The following is a 19200-nucleotide window of genomic DNA, read 5'->3' as shown; positions in this document are numbered from 1 at the left end:
ATGACGTCGCATCGCGCGAATCGGCCGCAAACCCTTTCCCAGCTTACCTTCTCAAGATCAAACACGCGTTTCACAGGGGGTCGAAGCACACCTTTTCGCTAGCTTGAAAAACGTAAATGCAGCATCGAAACAGTCAAATTTACCTGGTCCGATCTTCTGAAATCTCAACGTCTTTCAACGCGTTTCGCGAAGTATAAAACAGATATAAAACCTTGACACCACATTACGCTAACTTCAATGAATCCGCACCGGCTTGTTAAGCATTTGCATTATGCAGATATTACGACATTAACGGAACTGACTTTTAATCAACCAGCACAGATTGTCTGCGTGAGACTAGTAACTGACGGTATGTGTATCGACGTGGCTTGTTTTATTCGAAAGCGAATTCCTGTATCTGCTTCATGAAACCAGTTTGTCCGGCGCCGGGTGCGAATTCGGTTCGCTACGCCACAGTGGGGCCGGGCGTTGTGCGTGCTACCCCGCATGCCCGCACAACCCCACATCGCAAGCCGGCTTGCCAATCCCCCGTTGCGGCCGCGCGCCCCTAGTCCAGAAAACGGTAGACGGCAATATACGGGCTGCGGCCTTCCTGTCCTTCCTGCGTGCAAGAACCGCTGGGCGCTGCGCCGCCGTGCGTGTCGAGCCGTTGGACGTAGCGAACCGTAGCCAGCAAACCGGGGCCAGCGCCGTTGGTGGCGCGCAGCAACAGGAGCGGGATGCTGCCGGGTTGATCGGCGCTTGGCGCCTGCTGCAGGACTGCTCCGGTGATCTTGCTGCCGTCCGCGGCGGCCCAGGTAGGCCCCGCGCTGTGCGTGACGATCAGCTCGCCCGACGCGTCGTACAGTTCGGCGCTCGGTGCCTTGAAGACCCACGAGAGTGCGTTGTTCGCATCGCGTTTGCAGAGGTAGATCTGCGTACCGCCTGCCTTGAGCGTGGCGACGACGTGCGTGGCGTCAGCTGGGGTAAGCGCGGCCGGAACCGCGCTTTGTGCCAACGCGCTGCCAACCGCGGCGACGCTGCAGGCAAGCGCAAGCGCTAGACGGGTGAAAATGTGCGCCGACGTGCGACGCGACGCAAAACGCGAATACATTTAGTGATCTCCTCACAGGCATGGATGGCAGCGTGCGATTTCTAATCGCACCGTTTCAGGACACGTCGTTTCAAAACCTGTTGCCGGCGGCGTCCGCTATTTCCGGCAACCATGCGCCGACCGCCTCGCTCGTCCAGACCGGGTCGTCGTGCGGCAAGTCGTGTCCCGCGGACGGATGCTGGAGATGCGTCGCGCCCCACGCCGCCGCCAGGCGTGTCGAACATACCGGGTTGACCAGCTGGTCGGCGGCCGAGGAAAGGACCAGGGTGCCGCAGCGCGGTGCCGTCGTGCCTGCGTCAAAACGGGCTGCCGCCCATAGCTGACGCAGCGCATTGGCGCGGCTCACCGGCGCGCTCTCGTGAATCGCGCGCCACGCCGCGAGATCGTCCGCGAGGCCGGCCGGGTTGTTGCAGGTCAAGCGGTGAATGCCGGCCTCCGCCTCCGACGCGCGGCGCCAGTCACGCGCTACCCGCAGTAGTCCGGGCCATGCCTGCGGACGCAGGCGCTCTGTCATGCTGCTGAACGGCCGCATGCTCGTATTGATCAGCACCAGCCGCTCGATGTCGTCGGGATACTGTTGCGCCCATGCGGTCGCCACCATGCCACCCAGCGACATCGCCAGCACCCGGTACGGACCCGGCACGCTGCTTTGCGATACCGCGAGCCGCACGAAGCCGACCATCGCGGCCACGTCGGCCGGCGCGCGCTGATCGGCAAGCGCGCCGTTGCCCGGCAGGTCGAGCTGCAGCACGCTGTCGGTCCTGACCGCGTCCCGCAGGATGGCGGGAAACCGGCCCCAGTGACGCGTCTCGCGTGTCAGTCCACGCAGCAGGATCCACGTACTCATACGCTGGCCGCCCGGTACCAATGCTCAATGGCGTGATCCAGCAGCTGCTGGCGGCCGCCGCCCTGCGGCAGCCAGCGCTGCGAGGCAAACGCGGCGCGGGTCAGGAATTCGAGCAGGTTGGCGTGGCGCCGCAGCACGCGAGCCGTACGATGCGCTTTCACGGGATTGAACATGCCCTGGCGGGAAAACAGCTGGCGCGGATTCTTCTTGATCCACAGCCATGAGCCGAGTTCGAGCGTCATCGGCAAAAACACGTTCTCCGCGGGCGCGCGGTCGTACGCGCAGTCCCATAGATCGCCATGCAGCAGATACTGATGGCTCTGTGGTTCAAATGCATAGCCGTGATGCGGATGAGCACGTTCGAACATGGTCTTGAGCATGTACATCTCGGGCAGATGCGGCATCAGCTTGCGAGTGCGCGCGTACGGAAACCAGATGCTGTCGCTCCAGCCGTAGCCCGAATGACAATCGAGTGCGAAGCTGAGCGGCCGTGAAGCCAGTTCGCTTTCAACCAGCTTCAGCAAGGCTGCGGCCTCGACCTCCATGGGAGCGTCGCGCCGTCCGCGATACCACGGCAGCCACGGACCGAGGCGCTGGCCGCCCGCGAGCGGCGGGACGCGTTCGTCGGCATCCTGCGGGGCGTTGCGCATCAGGTCGACGCCGTTTGGATTGGCTCGTGTGGCCGCCCACATGCCGCCCGGATTGCAGATCGGCACGCAGTAAATTCGGATCGACTCGAGCTGACGCATGAGAATCTCGTCCCATTCCAGCCGGGAGATGAGCGACCGCATGTATTCCAGCACCAGGCGCGTGCCGATGCGCTCCAGGCCATGAATTCCGCCGAAAAAGCCGACTGCGGGGGCGCGCGGGTCTTTGCTCCCGACGCTCGCGACAAAAAGTTCGAACCTGCGATCGCTGATTTCGACGCTTGCCACACTGCGGGTGTCGAACCAGCGTGAACCCTCGTCGAGCAGTGCCTTCAGGTCGTCGTACTCGGCGAAGCTTTCAGGCAACAAACTAAGCGCTTTGGCTGTGGTCATTGATCGCTCGATGGGGGCCGTTCCAGGGACAGTGCCTCATGCTGCCCCTCAATATAGCTGCTTCGTGTGAAGCGCGTCCGGCGAGGCGGCGGGTTGGCGAGGCGGCTCAGATCGACATTCCTTCGCATGCCCGCCATGCCCGAGGTGTCACGCCAAACCGTTTCGAGAACACGCGACTGAAATGCGCCGGGTCCTTGAATCCACGTTGATACGCGATGCTGGTGATCTTGTATCGGTTGAAGCGCGGATCGCGCAGGCGTTCGGCGCTCGCATCCAGCCGCTTGCGCAGCTGGATTTGCGAGCAGGTTTTCAGTGCAGGGTAACGCTACTTGATAACCAGCCACTGATGCCGGGTGCCTTCCAGGCTGACAAAGTCCCGTGCGGGCTGTTCCGTCTCGGCGGTTCGTTTCTGCCACAACGACAGTAGAACCTTTTTGGGTGCGTCGCCCACGCCTTCGATGTATGCGTTGGCGTTCTGGATGATGAAGCCGTTCACGCCCTCCGGACGCTGCGTGAAGAGACGAAAGCCCACAGGGCCACCGTAGTCCTCCGGCATAAGGTAAGTGCTCCCGCAGTCAGGGGCATCTTCATGTCGATGGTCGAGTTGTCCGATCACGGAGATTTGCTGCGACGCTTCCTGTCACTGCGTTGTCCCCGCATGTTCATGTATGGCGAACAGAACGAAGCGCTCTCCTACTTGCCGAAGCTCCGCGAGCATGGCGTGAGCGTGGCGAGGGTCGGCTCCTGCGGACACTTTCCCATGTGCTCAAACCCTGTCGAAATGTGGCGTCTGATTTCAGAATTCTTCAGTCACGATCGGTGGTCAGAAGATTACGCTGCAGCTAGACGCCCAAGACGACGCAAATGATCCGCGCACGGCGACTCAGACGGCGCAGTCGCTGGGCCTGAACGTCGTGTCACACGACGCGACCAATGACAAGGCCGTCGATTTCCACGCGATCTTGACCAAAATCAAGGGAGAAAACCCCGACGCGATCACGTACGGTGGCTCGGACGACACGGGTGGTCCGTTTGCGAAACAGGCGAAACAGCTCGGCTTGCGCGCGAAGATGTTGTCGGGGGACGGTATGTGTTCCGACAAACTGTCGGACCTCGCCGCCGACGCCGCTGACAACGTCGTCTGCTCGGAAGCCGGCATTTCGCTCGAGAAAATGACTGACGGTAACGCGTTCGAAGCGAAATACGACAAGCGTTTTGGTCAACCCATCCACATCTGTGCACCGTTTGCCTATGACGCCGTGTATATCGTCGTCGACGCAATGAAGCGGGCACAATCGGTCGACAAGGCGAAGATTCTGGCTGAGATGCCGAGTACGGATTACACCGGCGTGATCGGTGAAACGACTTTCGATGCGAAGGGCGACTTGCGACACGGCGTGGTCTCGCTCTACTTCTACAAATCGGGGAAAAAGACGCTTCTGGATACCGTGAAAATGTGAACATTGCGGCGTGACGGATGGCAACTCTAATGCCGCCTTTCAGGTGCCGGCGTAATGTCCGTTGCCAGGACAGGAAGGGCTTTCAGGTCATCGGGAAACCCGTAAAAAAGGACTGGATACGACGCATCCAGTCCTTTCACGAGCGTGCGCAGGATTCGGGGATCAGTGCGTGCGCGCTTGCAGTTTCGCCACCAGCATGTCACCGAATTCCGGTGCCGACATCGGCTGCTGACCCGTGATCAGTTCGCGATCGACGACGACGTTGCTGTGCCAGTTCGCAACCGTATCGACATGCGCACCCGCTTCTGCGAGTGCATTCACCGGATAGAACTGAACATCGCCGCCGAGACCGTTCGGGCCTTCGAGTTGTTGCTCTTCGCCCGTGGAGAACACGGTCAGGCGATAACCGGCATACGGCCACCCTGCGGCAAGCGAATTCGCCTTGCCGTCATTGGCGATCATCGATGCGACGAAGGCATCCGGATCTTTCAGCGTGGACAGCAGCACGATGGGGCCGTGGCAGATGATTCCCGTCGGACGACCGCTGTCATGGAGGCTGACCAGGATCTTGCCGAGATTGCGGTCCTTCAGCAGATCGACCATCGGCGCGTGGCCGCCCGGAATGAACAGCCCGACATAGCCGTCCGTTCCCTCGGCGACCACTGAAGCAAGCGTCTTCGGATGCTTCAACTGCGCGATGCCTTGCGCGTACTTCAATGCGTCAGCGCGCGCGGCATCATCGCCGCCGAAGAACATCTTGTTGTTCGAATTGGCATCCATGACGGGCATGTCGCCTTTCGGGTTCGCAATGACCGGCTCGTAGCCTGCTTCGACAAGCTTGCGATACGGCACGACGAACTCGTTCAGGTAGTAGCCGGTCTCGTAGCGCTTGCCATCGCGCAGGTCCAGCTCGTGCGCGCTCGACATGACGACGAGGACCTTGCCGCGTGACTGTGCCGACGCGCCCACCGGCAATGCAAAGGTAGTGGCCATCGCGAGCGCGGCGGCGCCGAATTTAAGGAGGTTCATGATCGATCTTTATCGCAGTATGGGTGGGTGGGCTTACTGGGCGGTCGTGGCGCTTGTGACGTTCGACGCGTAGCGCGGCGCGGCCTTGGCATTCGCGAACCGGGGAGCCAGCGCGCGACGGTCGGCTTCCCACTTCGTCCAGTCGTCGCCGTCGTGCAGCGTCGGGATGGTCACGAGTTCGCCCTGATCGAGGCCGGCGAGCGCGGCATCCACCAGATCGTCGGCGGTCATCGTGCTGGCGGCTTCCTTTTGCTTCGCATAGCCGGCGACGTCCCAGAACTCGGTGGCCGTCGCTGCCGGCAGCACGGTCTGCACCTGCACGCCCTTGCCTGCGAGGTCGCGTTGCAGCGCGTGGCCGAAGCTCAGCACGTACGATTTCGAGGCGCTGTAGACACCGTTGAGCAGCTCGACTGCAATGCCGACCACCGAGCTGATGTTGATGATCGTGCCCGCGCCTCTCGCGACGAAGGCGGGCGCAACCGCATAGGTGAGCCGCGTCAGTGCCGTGATGTTCAGGTCGATCATCGACTCCATGGAGTCGACGTGACCGTCGAGAACCGATGCAACCGAGCCGACGCCCGCGTTATTCACCAGCATCGTGATGCGCGAGTCTTCGCGCAGCAGCGTTTCGACTTTTGCCAGCGCAGCCTTGTCGTTGAGATCCGCGGCGATGGTTTCGATCGAACGGCCCGTCTCTTTCGTGAGGCGTTCGGCGAGCGCGTCCAGTCGGCTCTGGTTACGTGCCACCAGAATGAGGTCGAAGCCGCGCCTGGCGAGACGGTCAGCGTAGATGGCGCCAATGCCAGCCGATGCGCCGGTGATCAGAGCGAAACCTTGAGTAGAGGAAGTCATTTTCAATCCTTTGAGTGAGTGGTTGAACCAACAGGGCGTCAGTTCATGGAGTGAATTCTGACCGCCGCTCCCCTCGACCTCAATGCCATATATGCAAGGATTTATGCCATGCCTTCTTCGGCGCTTCTGTCCGTTCTGTGCTACCTTCAACGAATCAAGCCATGACTCGCGAGGCATCCATGCATACCGTCGGACTTGTTATCTATCCCAACTTCCAGTCGCTCGCGCTCGCAGTGGCGAGCGTGTTCGAATACGCCAACCTGCTGCGCGGCGAATCCGCTTACAAATTCAGCATCGTGTCCGAGCACGGCGGACCTATCGCTTCGTCCCAGGGCTTTTCGGTCAATACCGAACCGCTTGCCAAAGAGGGCTATGACACGCTCATCGTGGCGGGCGACAACGAATGCCACCTGCCTTCGGCTGCGCTGTTGGATTACCTTCGGGAAGCGCAGCTTCATTCACGGCGAATTGCGTCGATCTGCACGGGAGCCTTTGTTCTGGCCGCTGCAGGTCTGCTGGATGGAAAGCGCGCAACGACCCACTGGTTCCACGCGCGTGACTTCCAGAAGCAGTATCCAGACGTCCAGCTCGAAGAAGACCGCATCTTCGTCGTGGATGGACAGATCTGGACCTCGGCTGGCATGAGCGCCGGCATGGATCTCGCGCTGGCGATCATCGAAAACGACTTCGGGCTGGACACCTCGCGCATGGTCGCGCGCAAGCTCGTGCTTTATCAGCGTCGCGGTGGCGGCCAGTCGCAGTTTTCGGCGTTGCTGGAGATGAGCGCGCGCTCGGACCGCGTTCAGATGTCGCTCACCTTCGCGAGTGAAAATCTGGCGAGCGATTTGTCGGTCGAACGGCTGGCAGAAGCGGCACGGCTCAGTCCGCGCCAGTTCAGCCGTGTGTTTCGTGAGGAAACGGGGCAATCGCCCGCCAAGGCAGTCGAGCGGCTTCGCGTTGAAGCCGCCCGTCTGATGATGGAGACGACGCGCCATCCCATCGAGATCGTTGCGAGAGAGACGGGCTTTGGTGACCGGGAGCGGATGCGTCAAGCGTTCCTGCGTGCATTCGGTCAGCCACCGCAAACCATACAGCGGGCGTCGGGTGTCACGCCCCTTGCGCTTTAAGCGTGGTTCGCCTTACTGCTCGCCCGGCGTCCACTCCGGGCTATAGCCGCCCAGCGCCGGGTGATACATTTCGTCCCCGGAATGCTGGGTAAATTCGACGTTGAGCCGGTCTTCACGCAGGCCGAGAATGTCGATGCAGTGCGCGCACAGCGCTTTGGCCACGTCCATGCGCAGCTCGGGCGGCCTGCCCTTTCTGATGTCGAGCATCATGACCGCAACCGGGGTGGGCTCTTCACCGGCTTCGGGAATCCGCCAGACACCGCCCTCTCCCAGCTCCCGAATGGCTACGCTGATTCGCCTGATGTCAACCGACATCATTCGCGCATAGGTCTCGCTCATCTTCAGCGCCAGGCGCCGCTTGTCTTCCACTGAATAGTGGTCGTTCACGTCCAGTTGCAGGTAGGGCATCGTCGTCACACTCCTTGAAAGCCCCATTTTTTCATTGGATCTGGCGCTTCTCCAATGCCAGATGCGCAAGGTTTCCGGACACGCGAGTGATCGCGTTCCTTTGCCGTGTACTACGTGCCAGGCGCGGCGGGACCCTTTGCGCGGGCGCTTTCGTAGGCGGCGAGGAATTCATCCGACGCGATGTGATCGGCGAGCGCGCGCAACGCCGCGGCCGATTTTCGCCCCAGCACCCCCTCGACCCGCTCGTTCACCTCGGTCCAGTGCATGAACGCCTGACGAACCCGCGCTGCGCCCATGCGCGTGAGCGCGGCGCGTTTGGCCCGCCCATCCGTCTCATCGGGCCGCAGTTCGACCAGGCCGTCGCGAATCAGCGGCCGAAGCGCATGCGTCACGGCGGAAATCTGGATAGCGAGCCGGATCGCCAGGTCCTGCAACGTGGGCGGCGCGCCATCATTTTCCGCCGTCAGCCGGTCGATCTCGGCCAACACGCTCACCTGGGTCGCCTTCAGGCCGACTGCGTCGAACGCCTCGTCATACAGCGTGCCAAGGCGCCGGGCGGCCAGCCGCACCGCGGTATTGGTACAGGTCAGTTCCGCGAGCAGGTCCTTCTCTTCGGTTCGCGCCTTGCTCCGATTGCGCCCCATCTTCGTTTCGCCAGAATTTTTTGTCATGCTCGAATAATGATTGAGTACAGCACTATTGACAAGTGCCCATCGCCCTGACATATACTTGAGCCCTCACTTATTTTACTTGAGCACTCATGTTATTGCCGCTCTCCGGTTCCAGCGCGAACCAGAGTCGATTCCTGCCCGGTGGCCCGACAGGTGTGCCGGCCGGTCACTGACGCGAGGCAAGCCGCGCGCCGGAGCGCATTCATCAACTTTTTATTTAGCATTTTGGACAACCAATGAAACTCAACGGAAAAATCGCGCTTGTCACAGGCGCAAATTCAGGCATCGGACTGGCAGGGAGCGGCGCGCGTCTACATCACCGGCCGCAGAAAGGCAGAACTCGAGGAAGCGACCAGGGCGCTGGGTGAGCGCGCAGTGGCGGTGACGGCTGACGTGACCCGTCCCGCCGATATGGATCGCCTCTATGAGCTAATTAAGCGCGAGGCTGGCCATCTCGACATCGTGTTCGCGAATGCAGGGTACGCAGCGCCTGCGCCGCTCGGCGGCCTACACCGTGTTCGAGTTCAGAGCTACTACTCAATGCAACGACCGCGGCGCATGCTCATCTTGCGACGACAGCGCCGTCCGCGGCCCAATCAAAGCAAGAATGTCAGGATCTTTAATGAAATCAGCCGCTGACGTAGCCGCCAGGATAACGTCCGGCGATTGCGGGCGCGCAATCGCGAAGCCCTGAACGTAATCCACCCCCATCGATTGCAGAACCTCAAGAGTTCGCGCGTCTTCGACCCACTCCGCAATGCTCTGCATGCCGAGATTGCGCGCTAGCCCGACGATGGCTTCGACAATCGCCCCATTCGCGGAAAGCTCGTGAATTTTCCGGACGAAGCCGCCATCAATTTTCAATGCGTCAGCAGGCAGATCTCTCAAGTACGGGAACGATGTATAGCCTGCGCCGAAATCGTCCAGCGCAACCTTCGCGCCCATGCGTTGCACGCTGTCGACCAGACGCCGGGTGTTGTTCAGGTCATGGAGCGCCACACCCTCGGTGATCTCGAGGCAAAGCAGCGGAACCACGTGCCGGTAGCGCCGGAACAGTGTGTCGATCTCAGCGACGAAGTGCTCGTCGTTCAACGACGCGCCGCTCACGTTGACGGACACGAAGAAGGTATGCGTGAGCCTGGTGCGATTGCGGTCGATCCACTTCAAGGTCGTCTCGATCACCCATTTGTCGAGCGCGGAAATGGTGCCGTTGGCTTCCGCGGCGGACACGACCTTGACCGGCGGAATCACCGCGCCGTCAGGACCGCGCATGCGCAGCAGGACTTCGAAGTCGAGCGCGTCGTAAGGTGTTTTCAACGACATGATCGGCTGCATTTCGAGAAACAGGCCCGAAAGCGGGAGTTCGCCACTGAACGTTTCGATCAGGCTCAGTTCACTTGCCCGTTCAGCAAACATCGGTGCTTCGCGCGTATAAACGACCACCCGACCGTTACCGTTCAGCTTCGCTTCACGGCATGCGCTGTCGGCCGCGGAAATCGCCTCCTCCGCGCGCAATCCGGGCGGCGACTCGATCAGTCCCAGCGAGGCCCGCACGTGGAAGGCTCGCCGGCCAATCTTGTACGGCTCCCGGTCAATCGCATCGATGATCGCCTGCGCGGCCGTGGTCGCCAGTGCAACCGGCGTTGCATGGAACAGAATGACGAACTCGTCGCCGCCGATGCGACATACGCGGTCCGCCGGACGCAGCCCCGCCTCGATACGCAGGCAAACCTGCTTCAGCACCTCATCGCCGACGTGATGACCAAACAGGTCGTTGATCAGCTTGAAACGGTCGAGATCCAGATAGGCAATCGTCAACGAGACGGCCCCGCCAAGCGGCGCCCGAGCCGCCTCGGCCATGAACCGGTCAATGCCGCGCCGGTTCAGGGCACCGGTCAACGGATCGTGGTCTGCCAGAAAACTCAAGGTGTCGATCGCCTGGTGCCGTTCGGTGACATCCTGAACCGACCCTTCCAGTTGCGCACCCGCGTAGGCGGCCTTGACCAGGTAGTGGCGACGGTGGTCGCCGCCGCCGCGGGGCGCCGCAACCACTTCGTCGTACGCGGTGAGCCCTTCGCCGGTCACAGCGGCCGGGTTAGCGGCGGCCTTCGCGTCATCGCGCGACAGTTCGACCTCGACCGAACCGCCGTCCAAAGCCTCGCGATAAATGCGCTTCCAGCTGCCCTCCGGGAAATAGTCGTTCCAGTGCCGGCGGACGTCGCCCCGCGCCATTCCCAGCATGGTCTCGAGTGCCGGGTTGCAGCGCACGAAGCGCCCATCGGGGGCGAGCGTAAACAGCCCGACCGGCGTGGCTTCATAAGCATGACGCAATTCGGCCTGCGCACGTACGCGCTCGGAGCGTTCGGCGCGGATCTGCTCGGCAATGGCAAGCGCCGCCATCAGGCTGGAGACGAGCGCCGCCGTCACGCTGTTGAGCGCCGGCATGAAAACGCGCGTCTTGAAGACCGCCGAAATGACCTCCGAGAGGCTCGCCAGCAACGCGACACCCAATGCTGCGCTGTACCAGAGCGCGGTTCTCGACGGTGCGACCAGCAGCAGCCGGACCAGCATGAAAACGAGTACCGCGATCGCGAAGCTGGCGATGCTCCACATCAACGGCAGGTAAAGCGGAACGGGCAGAACGATCGAGGCGACCAGCAACACGGGCCCGAGGCACAGAACGGCGCTGAACCAGCGCTGGTAGCCTATGCGCGGCAGGTCATTCTTGAAAAGTGTCTGAAAGAGCGTGCAGGTCAAAACGTAATAAACCGGCACGGTGATTTTGCGGATCAATGAAATCCAGCCGAGCGGAATCGGATAACCCAGCCATTGATCGTCCCAACCCATCGAGATCGCGCCGAGTCGCAGATTGCCAAAGAGCCACGCGGCGAACAGGACGTACACCCAGTCACGGTTGACGATCGCGGTAATCAGCACGAACGCCGCCAGCGTGACGAGGCCGCCCTCAAGCAAGCCCGATCGCCTAAAGAACGTATCGTTTCTTTGCTTCAGGTCGTCCACCGACAGTTCGGACGCGCTGAGAAACGCCGGGCCGCTGAAAATGGCCCGGCAAATGACGTCGCCGGTCGTGTTGGACACGGCGATGCCGCTGCCCGAACGTGTCAGGTTGCCGGACGACTCCACGTTCCTCGAAACGTTGCCGATCGGCGTAAGCGTCTTGCCGTCGAAACAGTTGATCTGCTGGATATGGCGGGAAGGAAGGAGGATTGCGCTCCCGGCCAGCAGCCCACCCGTCTGGTCCGCGCTGCTCGTGCCGGTATCCGGCACCGCGACTGAAAACCAGACCGGGGCCTCGCTCAAATGGGTGTCATAGCTCATGCGCAAACTTTGGGCACCCAGCGCGGCAGCGGCGCTTTCGGTACTCATGCGCCCGCCCGGATCGCTCAGTACGCGCATCGACAGCGGCACGCTCGTATCGACTTCAGGCTGGTCGGCCGGATACGCCCAAACCAGCACCGACAGAATGCCGATGGCAACCGGGACAGCGTAGTAGGAAAACAGCAACGAGAATGCATGTATCGACAGCCTCGAGCGGATCCATGTCCCGTGCCGCGCCCCTGCAAACCATTCCATACAGCGTATCCATCAAGATAGCGTGGGTTGTCCCGCCAGACCACTCGTGCAGGCAGTTGGCGGGTCTTATTAGAGGTCGCACGCGCCCGCAGACGCAGGCGACCTGTTCCATCATTTCACTACAACTCTACCTGTTGCGCCCCACTGCACCAACTGGCGGCGCGCCGGGACGCTCACTGCGTCAGGCTGGTCTGGCGGTGCATGGCGTCCGCGGAATTCGACCCGGAGCCCGTCATCTGCCTGCGTTGATCTCGCACGGGCTTCGCTGCATCGGGCCAATCGAGTGAGGGTGCGGCGCTCAGGTCGATGTCCGGATGATGCGTAGCCAGCATGAAATCATAAAGCGGGTGAGCCGCTTCGCGCCACCGGCGCTCGGTCGTACCGACCTCGAATGCCATGATACGGTGCGGGATGTTAGCGGCGTGGGCAAGCGGAATAAACTCCTTTACGCCGAAAACATCGCAAAACTGCAGCGCGGCGTATTGTCGGTCCAGCGGGGTCCGCGCTGCAATGGCCATCCAGTCGATCCGTTCACGCACGCAGTATAAATAAAGCGCCTTGAACAAGCCCATTTTCACCATCCGGCCGGCCTCGCCGGCTTCGACGCCCAGCCGGGTTGCGCCCGCGAGGCGCCCGGATAGCCAGTCTGGCAGCTCCAGCGACTGCTCGAGCGCGAGCGGCCGGAAGCAGTTGCTCTGGATCCGCATCGTGCCGACCGGACTCCGGCCAAGTTTCGACTCCGCCAGCAATACCAGCCCACCCGGGTCTCGATCGTAAGTCTCCGGCTGATCCATGGTCCGGGCAAACTCCGGCACGTGCCGATGATAAGCCGCCTGTCGCATCCTGAGTGCCCGGGCAAGTGCTTCGTCATCGTCGACGACCCGCACGGTGAACGGCAGACGTCCTTCGCGCCCTCCCGCCAACGCAACGTCAGGCTGGGTGACCGTCTCAACAGGCATGGCCAATGTGGCGGACGAATCGACTGCCCCGACTTCACGTGTGTTTTCTAGCATTTTTGATCTCCAGGTTGAACTACCACCGACTAGTGGCAGCACCTGGAGCTTCGCACGATCATTAACTGGCGGCTTTCGGGAGCTCGCCTGGTGTCACGCCGCTGACATATCGCGGACTGTTCGAGGCTTTGCGTTCCGGCACGCATGGTCATCAAAAGATATAGTCGTCTAGACGTTGAGATACCTTCACTCAACCGTCACAGAGCCTTCCTAGAATGTCCAACACTTTCTGGCACTTGCCGGATGCATCGACGGGACACGTATGGAAGCAATCCGTATCGAACGGCTGAGCAAGACGTTCACCAATGGCCGCAAGGCGCTCGATGAAATCGATCTGCGCGTCGCGCCTGGCGAGATGGTGGCGCTGATCGGCGCCTCGGGTTCGGGCAAATCGACGCTGCTGCGGCATATCGCCGGCTTCACGGTCTCGGATCCGCAGCCGTCGCAGATCTCGATTCTCGGCCGGCCGATCCAGCACAACGGCCGCCTCGTACGCGAAGTCCGGCGGATTCGTCGCGACATTGGCTTTGTGTTCCAGCAGTTCAACCTCGTCAACCGCCTTTCCGTCGAAGCCAATGTGCTGATCGGCGCGCTCGCGCGCTTGCCTTTCTGGCGGCGTATCACCGGACGCTTCCCGCGCAGCGAGCGGGCGCTTTCGCTGGCGGCGCTCAGCGAAGTCGGCATCGCGGAGCACGCGCGGGAACGCGCGGCGACGCTCTCCGGCGGTCAGCAGCAACGCGCGGCGCTGGCCCGTGCGCTGGTGCAACGCGCCCGCATCGTGCTCGCCGATGAACCGATTGCCTCGCTCGACCCGGAATCGTCGCGGCGTGTCATGGACATGCTGCGCAACCTGAATCGCGATCACGGCCTCACGGTGCTGGTCTCGCTGCATCAGGTCGACATCGCCATGCAGTATTGCCCGCGCACCGTCGCCCTGCGACGCGGCAAGATCGTCTACGACGGACCGTCCGCCGCGCTCACGCCCGCGCTGCTGAAGCAGCTCTACGGCGACGACGCGCGCGAACTGCTCGAAGAAACCACCAGCAGCGCGCCGCTTGCCCAAATCAACGGGACGGACGCGGACGCACCCAGGCCGCAGCTCTACGCGTTTGCGCTGGATCCGGCGCACTCCGCCTGAGAGACCGCATTGCACTCCTATCTACTGTCAGCCCTTCTTCAGCTACTGGATTAACCCGATGAAATTCCTGCGCTCACTGATCGCCGGCGCGGCCGCGTTCGCCTGCCTCGCCGCTCACGCCGAAGACTTCAGTCTCGGCATCATCTCGACCGATTCGTCCGCGGTGCTCGCGCAGCACTGGCAACCGCTGGTCGACGACATGAGCAAGCAAACCGGCCTGCACGTCAAAGCCTTTTTTGCCACCGATTACGCCGGCATCATCGAAGCCATGCGCTTCAACAAGGTGCAGGTGGGCTACTTCGGCAACGCGTCGGCGATCGAAGCGGTGGACCGCGCCAACGGCGAAGTGTTTGCCAAGATCACCTACGCGAACGGCGACGCGGGCTACCGGTCGGTGCTGCTCACCAACGTCAATAGCCGCTTCAAGACGCTTGACGATGTATTCAAGAATACCAAGGACGTGACGCTCGGCTTCGGCGATCCGAATTCGACCTCGGGCACGCTCGTTCCGGCCTACTACCTGTTTGCCCGCCACAATGCGCCGGTCAACACGTCGTTCAAGGCCGTGTTGCCGTCGAGCCACGAGGCGAACCTGCTGGCCGTGGTGAACAACAAGGTCGATATCGCGACCTGCAACACCGACGCGCTCGACACGTTGCAGCGGGATCATCCGGACAAGTTCGCTCAGGTCCGCGTGCTGTGGCGTTCGGACCTGATCGCGTCGGATCCGCTGGTGTGGCGCAAGGATTTGCCGCAGGCCACGAAAGACAAGGTGCGTGCGTTCTTCATCAACTACGGCAAGACCGATCCGCACGAAAAGGCCGTAATGGCGGGGATTACCGGCTATAGCGGCTTCGTGGCTTCGTCCGATGCGCAGCTGCTGCCGATTCGCCAGATCACGCTGTTCGCCCAGAAGCAGAAGATCCAGGCCGACACGCATCTGTCCGACGACGAGCGCAAAACCCAGCTCGCCGCGCTCGATGCGAAGCTGAGCGCGCTGAACGCGGACACCACCAAGCAATGAGCGCCGCCGACCTGACCCGCGCCCACGTAGCGCCGCCCGCCGGCGCTGCGGTGGAAGCAGCAGCTGGCAAGCGAAGCTGGATGTCGCTGCTCGGCTGGATCGTGCTGATTGCCGTGTTGGGCGTCGGCTGGCACGGCGCGGAGATGCGGCCGCTCGATCTATGGTCGGACGCCGGCAACATGGGCCAGTTCGCCAAAGACTTCTTCCCGCCGAATTTCGCCGAATGGCGCACCTATGCGCACGAAATGTATGTGACGTTATCAGTGGCGGTGTGGGGTACGGTGCTGTCGCTCGTGTGCGCCGTGCCGTGCGGGCTGATGTGTGCGCGCAACATGGCGCCGCAGTGGGTCGTGCAACCGGTGCGCCGTCTGATGGACGCCTGTCGCGCGATCAACGAAATGGTCTTTGCGATGCTGTTCATCGTCGCGGTCGGGCTCGGCCCGTTCGCCGGCGTTCTCGCCTTGTGGGTGCATACCACTGGCGTGCTGGCGAAGCTGTTCGCGGAAGCCGTCGAAGCCATCGACCCACGGCCGGCAGAAGGCGTGCGCGCGACCGGCGCTACCAGTCTCGATGAGATCGTCTACGCGGTGCTGCCGCAAGTGCTGCCGCTGTGGATCTCGTACGCACTGTACCGCTTCGAATCGAACGTGCGTTCGGCGATGGTGGTGGGCATGGTGGGCGCAGGCGGGATCGGCGTGGTGCTGTACGAAGCGATCCGCTCGTTCGACTACGCGTCCACCTCGGCGGTGCTGATCATGGTGATTGCGGTGGTCACGGCCATCGACCTCGTCTCCGCGTGGTTGCGGGAAAAAGTGATCTGAGCCAGCCCGCGGCTGCGTCAGGCGAACTGCAGCAAGCTCGCGTCAATCGCGTCGGCCAGCGTATTGAAGGCCGGCGCGATGTCCTCATCCGGCACGCACGCGTAGCCAATCAGCAAACCCGAAGGCGCATGCTGCGGCTGCGCGTAATATCCGGACAGCGGCCGCACGACGATATTGCGCTCCAGCGCGGCCGCGGCAACGGCACGATCGTCGGCGCCTGCCGGCAATTGCATCACCACGTGCAGGCCCGCATCGCCACCGACCGCCGGTAACGCGTCGCCGTAGCGACGCGCGGCGGCATCGAGCACGGTCTGGCGGCGTTGCCCGTAGAGCGTGCGCATCTTGCGGATGTGCGACGTGAAATGCCCCTCCGCGATGAATTCCGCGAGCACCGCCTGCTGCAGCAGCTGTCCTTCGCGATACAGCTCGGCGCTGGCGGTCGCGAAACTCTCGGCGAGCGCCTCGGGCACGACGAGGTAGCCGATGCGCAGTCCGGGGAACAGCGTTTTGCCGAAACTGCCCACGTAGATCACCTGCCCCGCCGTATCCAGTCCCTGTAGCGAAGCCAGCGGACGGCTGCCATAGCGAAACTCGCTGTCGTAGTCGTCCTCGATGATCCAGCATTGATGCTGGCGCGCGTATTCGAGCAACATGCGACGCCGCGCGAGGCTCATCACCATGCCGAGCGGATACTGGTGCGATGGCGTCACCAGCATCAGCTTGGGCGGCTGGGCGAGATCCTCGGCGGACGGGTTGATCCCTTCGGCGTCGACGGCAATGGGACGCGATTGCAGCCCCGACACGTGCAGGACGCTGCGCACGCCCCAATAGCACGGGTCTTCGGTCCAGATGACGTCGCCGGAATCCGTCAGCAGACGCACCGCCAGATCGACCGACTGGTGAATCCCGGTGGTGATGATGATCTGCTCAGGCGTGCAGCGCACCGAACGCGAGGTGCGCAAATAGTCGGCCAGTGCGTGGCGCAACAAGGCGAGACCGCCACCCGGCGCATAGGTCAGCAGATCGGGGCGCAAGCGGCGCCAATACTTCGCCTGCAAACGGCTCCAGACCCGCGCCGGAAACTTCGAAACATCCGGCACCCCTGGCATGAACGCCCCCCATTGACGCTTCGACACCCCCGCCCCGGCGATCAGCCGCGCGCCGCGGGTGGACAGCGCACGCCGCGCGGAGAGCGGCTGCGGTGCGGCAGCCGCGGGCGCTGCGGCGTCCGGCGCCCCGACGATTTCGTCGGGGGCGCTATCGGCCACAAAGGTGCCGCGACCGGTGGTGGAGGTGACATAACCCTCGAGCGCGAGTTGCTCGTAGACCTGCGTCACCGTGTTGCGGGCGATCCCGAGTTCATTGGCTAGCAGGCGGGAAGACGGCACCTTGCTGCCGGCGGGCAGTTCGCGCGACAGGATGGCCTGCTGCAGCAAGCGATGGAGCTGGCGGTAGATCGGCTGACCGTTGCCCCGGTCAAGGCGTTGCGCCAGCCAGTCTGACAAAACGCTTGCACGCATAATTGGCTCCTACATTTTTATTTAAATGGCTCTGAACTCCGGAGCCAAATCTAATTATAGTCGCTGCATGTGCCGAGCCGTGTGGACGGCATCTGCCAAACCAGGAATGACGGAGATGACAATGAAGAATGCTGATCTGAAGAGCCGCAAGGATGCCGCCACGCCACGGGGCGTTGGGGTGATGTGCGATTTTTACGCGGCACGCGCCGAGAATGCCGAGTTGTGGGACGTCGAGGGCCGGCGTTTCATCGATTTTGCGGCGGGGATTGCGGTGTGCAACACCGGCCACCGGCATCCGAAGATCGTCGAGGCGATCCGCGCGCAACTGGATCAGTTCACGCACACGGCGTATCAGATCGTGCCGTACGAGTCGTACGTCTCGCTGGCGGAGAAGATCAACGAGCGTGCGCCCGGCGATCATCCTAAGAAGACGGCGTTCTTCACGACGGGTGCCGAGGCGGTGGAAAACGCCATCAAGATTGCCCGTGCCGCGACGGGCCGGCCGGGCGTCATTGCGTTCACGGGCGGCTTCCACGGACGCACGATGATGGGCATGGCGCTGACGGGCAAGGTGGCGCCGTACAAGATCGGCTTTGGCCCGTTCCCGGGTGACGTGTTCCACGCTCCGTTCCCGAATCCGCTGCACGGCGTGACGACGGCGGATTCGTTGAAGGCGATCGAGTATCTGCTCAAGGCCGACATCGATCCGAAGCGCGTGGCAGCGATCATTTTCGAACCGGTCCAGGGTGAGGGCGGCTTCTATCCGGCGCCGGCGGAATTCGTGCGGGCGTTGCGCAAGCTGTGCAACGAGCACGGAATTCTGCTGATTGCCGATGAAGTGCAGACCGGTTTTGCGCGTACCGGCAAGTTGTTTGCGATGCACCATTACGACGTCGTGCCGGATTTGATGACGATCGCCAAGAGCCTGGCGGGCGGGATGCCGTTGTCGGGTGTAGTGGGCCGCGCGGAGATCATGGATGCGGCCGCGCCGGGCGGTCTGGGCGGCACGTATGCGGGGAATCCTCTTGCTGTGGCCTCTGCGCATGCGGTGCTCGACATCATTGATGAAGAGAAGCTCTGCGAGCGGGCTGTGGTGCTGGGCGACCGGTTGAAGGCGAAGCTGGTTGCGTTGCAGAGCGAGGTTCCGCAGATTGCAGACGTGCGCGGGCCTGGGGCGATGATTGCGGTTGAGTTCTGCAAGGCGGGTACACATGAGCCGGATGCGGAGTTTACCAAGCGGGTGCAGGCGCGCGCGCTTGAGCGCGGGTTGTTGTTGCTTGTTTGTGGTGTGTATTCGAATGTTGTTCGGTTTTTGTTCCCGCTTACAGTGCAGGAGAGTGTCTTCGACGAGGCTCTCGCCATTCTTGAAGATGTGGTTCGGGAGAGTGTTTCTGTGATGGTTTGATTTTGATTTTTTTGCCTTCGCGGTGAGTGGGGTTTTGATCGCGTTTGCCGCGAAGGCGGTTTCTTGGTTTTTGGTTTTTGGTTTTTGGTTTTTGGTTTTTGGTTTTTGGTTTTTGGTTTTTGGTTTTTGGTTTTTGGTTTTTGGTTTTTGGTTTTTGG

The 19200-nt window shown here is 62.1% G+C and carries 18 protein-coding genes and 1 pseudogene; 7 read left to right on the top strand and 12 right to left on the bottom strand.

Going from position 1 to position 19200, the window contains the following annotated elements:
- Window positions 1–547: 547 nt before the first annotated feature.
- From P3T43_RS19590 to P3T43_RS19570, 5 genes are all read right to left on the bottom strand, one after another.
- Entirely contained in the window at window positions 548–1093 is a 546-nt protein-coding gene (locus P3T43_RS19590) for a DUF3455 domain-containing protein (RefSeq protein WP_429282693.1), read from the bottom strand.
- A 70-nt stretch (window positions 1094–1163) separates the two neighbouring features.
- Window positions 1164–1940: an alpha/beta fold hydrolase gene (locus P3T43_RS19585; protein WP_429282692.1), complete on the bottom strand. Its 777-nt coding sequence runs from the start codon at window positions 1938–1940 to the stop codon at window positions 1164–1166.
- Window positions 1937–2980, bottom strand: a complete 1044-nt coding sequence (locus tag P3T43_RS19580) for a M14 family zinc carboxypeptidase (RefSeq protein ID WP_429282691.1) — start codon at window positions 2978–2980, stop codon at window positions 1937–1939. The genes P3T43_RS19585 and P3T43_RS19580 overlap by 4 nt, the downstream gene beginning before the upstream one ends.
- A gap of 106 nt (window positions 2981–3086) precedes the next feature.
- Entirely contained in the window at window positions 3087–3269 is a 183-nt protein-coding gene (locus tag P3T43_RS19575; RefSeq protein ID WP_429282844.1) for an AraC family transcriptional regulator, read from the bottom strand.
- Window positions 3270–3305: 36 nt separating this feature from the next.
- A complete protein-coding gene (locus P3T43_RS19570) occupies window positions 3306–3536 on the bottom strand; it encodes a hypothetical protein (protein ID WP_429282690.1) in 231 nt (76 codons plus the stop codon).
- A gap of 253 nt (window positions 3537–3789) precedes the next feature.
- Between P3T43_RS19570 and P3T43_RS19565 the strand changes: the two are divergent.
- Window positions 3790–4440, top strand: a pseudogene (locus tag P3T43_RS19565) (branched-chain amino acid ABC transporter substrate-binding protein); the annotation flags it as partial.
- A gap of 162 nt (window positions 4441–4602) precedes the next feature.
- Here the strand turns inward: P3T43_RS19565 and P3T43_RS19560 are convergent.
- Both P3T43_RS19560 and P3T43_RS19555 read right to left on the bottom strand, forming a co-directional pair.
- Window positions 4603–5469, bottom strand: coding sequence for a type 1 glutamine amidotransferase domain-containing protein (locus tag P3T43_RS19560; protein ID WP_429282689.1), 867 nt, complete (start codon window positions 5467–5469; stop codon window positions 4603–4605).
- Between the two features lie 33 nt (window positions 5470–5502).
- The gene (locus P3T43_RS19555; RefSeq protein WP_429282688.1) at window positions 5503–6321 is read right to left on the bottom strand and encodes an SDR family NAD(P)-dependent oxidoreductase; all 819 of its coding nucleotides are present in this window, start codon (window positions 6319–6321) and stop codon (window positions 5503–5505) included.
- Between the two features lie 179 nt (window positions 6322–6500).
- Here P3T43_RS19555 and P3T43_RS19550 point away from each other — a divergent pair, with 179 nt between their 5' ends.
- Window positions 6501–7448, top strand: a complete 948-nt coding sequence (locus P3T43_RS19550; RefSeq protein WP_429282843.1) for a GlxA family transcriptional regulator — start codon at window positions 6501–6503, stop codon at window positions 7446–7448.
- A gap of 12 nt (window positions 7449–7460) precedes the next feature.
- Here P3T43_RS19550 and P3T43_RS19545 read toward each other — a convergent pair whose 3' ends face one another.
- Both P3T43_RS19545 and P3T43_RS19540 read right to left on the bottom strand, forming a co-directional pair.
- Window positions 7461–7856 (bottom strand): tautomerase family protein, encoded by a 396-nt coding sequence (locus P3T43_RS19545; protein ID WP_238213078.1) that lies wholly within the window; start codon window positions 7854–7856, stop codon window positions 7461–7463.
- Window positions 7857–7966: 110 nt separating this feature from the next.
- On the bottom strand, window positions 7967–8527 hold the full coding sequence (locus P3T43_RS19540; RefSeq protein WP_429282687.1) for a MarR family winged helix-turn-helix transcriptional regulator: 561 nt from the start codon (window positions 8525–8527) through the stop codon (window positions 7967–7969).
- Window positions 8528–8788: 261 nt separating this feature from the next.
- Between P3T43_RS19540 and P3T43_RS19535 the strand changes: the two genes are divergently transcribed.
- Window positions 8789–9166 carry an SDR family NAD(P)-dependent oxidoreductase gene (locus tag P3T43_RS19535; RefSeq protein WP_429282686.1) on the top strand — a complete coding sequence of 126 codons (378 nt, stop codon included), beginning with the start codon at window positions 8789–8791 and terminating at the stop codon, window positions 9164–9166.
- Here the strand turns inward: P3T43_RS19535 and P3T43_RS19530 are convergent.
- Complete coding sequence (locus P3T43_RS19530) at window positions 9065–12121, bottom strand: EAL domain-containing protein (RefSeq protein WP_429282685.1); 3057 nt, start codon at window positions 12119–12121, stop codon at window positions 9065–9067. The two genes, P3T43_RS19535 and P3T43_RS19530, sit on opposite strands and share 102 nt — an antisense overlap.
- A 173-nt stretch (window positions 12122–12294) precedes the next feature.
- Window positions 12295–13134: a hypothetical protein gene (locus P3T43_RS19525; RefSeq protein ID WP_429282684.1), complete on the bottom strand. Its 840-nt coding sequence runs from the start codon at window positions 13132–13134 to the stop codon at window positions 12295–12297.
- Between the two features lie 262 nt (window positions 13135–13396).
- Here P3T43_RS19525 and phnC point away from each other — a divergent pair, with 262 nt between their 5' ends.
- From phnC to phnE, 3 genes are read left to right on the top strand one after another with little or no spacing between them, the layout of a single operon-like run.
- Window positions 13397–14272, top strand: coding sequence for a phosphonate ABC transporter ATP-binding protein (gene phnC / locus P3T43_RS19520; RefSeq protein WP_429282683.1), 876 nt, complete (start codon window positions 13397–13399; stop codon window positions 14270–14272).
- 58 nt (window positions 14273–14330) lie between these two features.
- On the top strand, window positions 14331–15296 hold the full coding sequence (gene phnD / locus P3T43_RS19515) for a phosphonate ABC transporter substrate-binding protein (protein WP_429282682.1): 966 nt from the start codon (window positions 14331–14333) through the stop codon (window positions 15294–15296).
- Complete coding sequence (phnE, locus tag P3T43_RS19510; RefSeq protein ID WP_429282681.1) at window positions 15293–16117, top strand: phosphonate ABC transporter, permease protein PhnE; 825 nt, start codon at window positions 15293–15295, stop codon at window positions 16115–16117. Before phnD ends, phnE begins: the two co-directional genes overlap by 4 nt.
- Before the next feature lie 17 nt (window positions 16118–16134).
- Here phnE and P3T43_RS19505 read toward each other — a convergent pair whose 3' ends face one another.
- A complete protein-coding gene (locus tag P3T43_RS19505) occupies window positions 16135–17637 on the bottom strand; it encodes a PLP-dependent aminotransferase family protein (RefSeq protein ID WP_429282680.1) in 1503 nt (500 codons plus the stop codon).
- Between the two features lie 121 nt (window positions 17638–17758).
- Here P3T43_RS19505 and P3T43_RS19500 point away from each other — a divergent pair, with 121 nt between their 5' ends.
- A complete protein-coding gene (locus P3T43_RS19500; RefSeq protein WP_429282679.1) occupies window positions 17759–19042 on the top strand; it encodes a 4-aminobutyrate--2-oxoglutarate transaminase in 1284 nt (427 codons plus the stop codon).
- Window positions 19043–19200 lie beyond the last annotated feature (158 nt).

The sequence above is a fragment of the Paraburkholderia sp. GAS41 genome, assembly GCF_050436545.1.
GTDB lineage: Bacteria > Pseudomonadota > Gammaproteobacteria > Burkholderiales > Burkholderiaceae > Paraburkholderia.
This window is presented reverse-complemented; position numbering and strand designations above follow the sequence as displayed.

What these genes read in the sequence shown, in the direction of transcription:
- P3T43_RS19590 (WP_429282693.1), bottom strand. Translation starts at nt 1,093, where the DNA reads ATGTATTCGCGTTTTGCGTCGCGTCGCACGTCGGCGCACATTTTCACC.
- P3T43_RS19585 (WP_429282692.1), bottom strand. Translation starts at nt 1,940, where the DNA reads ATGAGTACGTGGATCCTGCTGCGTGGACTGACACGCGAGACGCGTCAC.
- P3T43_RS19580 (WP_429282691.1), bottom strand. Translation starts at nt 2,980, where the DNA reads ATGACCACAGCCAAAGCGCTTAGTTTGTTGCCTGAAAGCTTCGCCGAG.
- P3T43_RS19570 (WP_429282690.1), bottom strand. Translation starts at nt 3,536, where the DNA reads ATGCCGGAGGACTACGGTGGCCCTGTGGGCTTTCGTCTCTTCACGCAG.
- P3T43_RS19560 (WP_429282689.1), bottom strand. Translation starts at nt 5,469, where the DNA reads ATGAACCTCCTTAAATTCGGCGCCGCCGCGCTCGCGATGGCCACTACC.
- P3T43_RS19555 (WP_429282688.1), bottom strand. Translation starts at nt 6,321, where the DNA reads ATGACTTCCTCTACTCAAGGTTTCGCTCTGATCACCGGCGCATCGGCT.
- P3T43_RS19550 (WP_429282843.1), top strand. Translation starts at nt 6,501, where the DNA reads ATGCATACCGTCGGACTTGTTATCTATCCCAACTTCCAGTCGCTCGCG.
- P3T43_RS19545 (WP_238213078.1), bottom strand. Translation starts at nt 7,856, where the DNA reads ATGCCCTACCTGCAACTGGACGTGAACGACCACTATTCAGTGGAAGAC.
- P3T43_RS19540 (WP_429282687.1), bottom strand. Translation starts at nt 8,527, where the DNA reads ATGACAAAAAATTCTGGCGAAACGAAGATGGGGCGCAATCGGAGCAAG.
- P3T43_RS19530 (WP_429282685.1), bottom strand. Translation starts at nt 12,121, where the DNA reads ATGGAATGGTTTGCAGGGGCGCGGCACGGGACATGGATCCGCTCGAGG.
- P3T43_RS19525 (WP_429282684.1), bottom strand. Translation starts at nt 13,134, where the DNA reads ATGCTAGAAAACACACGTGAAGTCGGGGCAGTCGATTCGTCCGCCACA.
- phnC (WP_429282683.1), top strand. Translation starts at nt 13,397, where the DNA reads ATGGAAGCAATCCGTATCGAACGGCTGAGCAAGACGTTCACCAATGGC.
- phnD (WP_429282682.1), top strand. Translation starts at nt 14,331, where the DNA reads ATGAAATTCCTGCGCTCACTGATCGCCGGCGCGGCCGCGTTCGCCTGC.
- phnE (WP_429282681.1), top strand. Translation starts at nt 15,293, where the DNA reads ATGAGCGCCGCCGACCTGACCCGCGCCCACGTAGCGCCGCCCGCCGGC.
- P3T43_RS19505 (WP_429282680.1), bottom strand. Translation starts at nt 17,637, where the DNA reads ATGCGTGCAAGCGTTTTGTCAGACTGGCTGGCGCAACGCCTTGACCGG.
- P3T43_RS19500 (WP_429282679.1), top strand. Translation starts at nt 17,759, where the DNA reads ATGAAGAATGCTGATCTGAAGAGCCGCAAGGATGCCGCCACGCCACGG.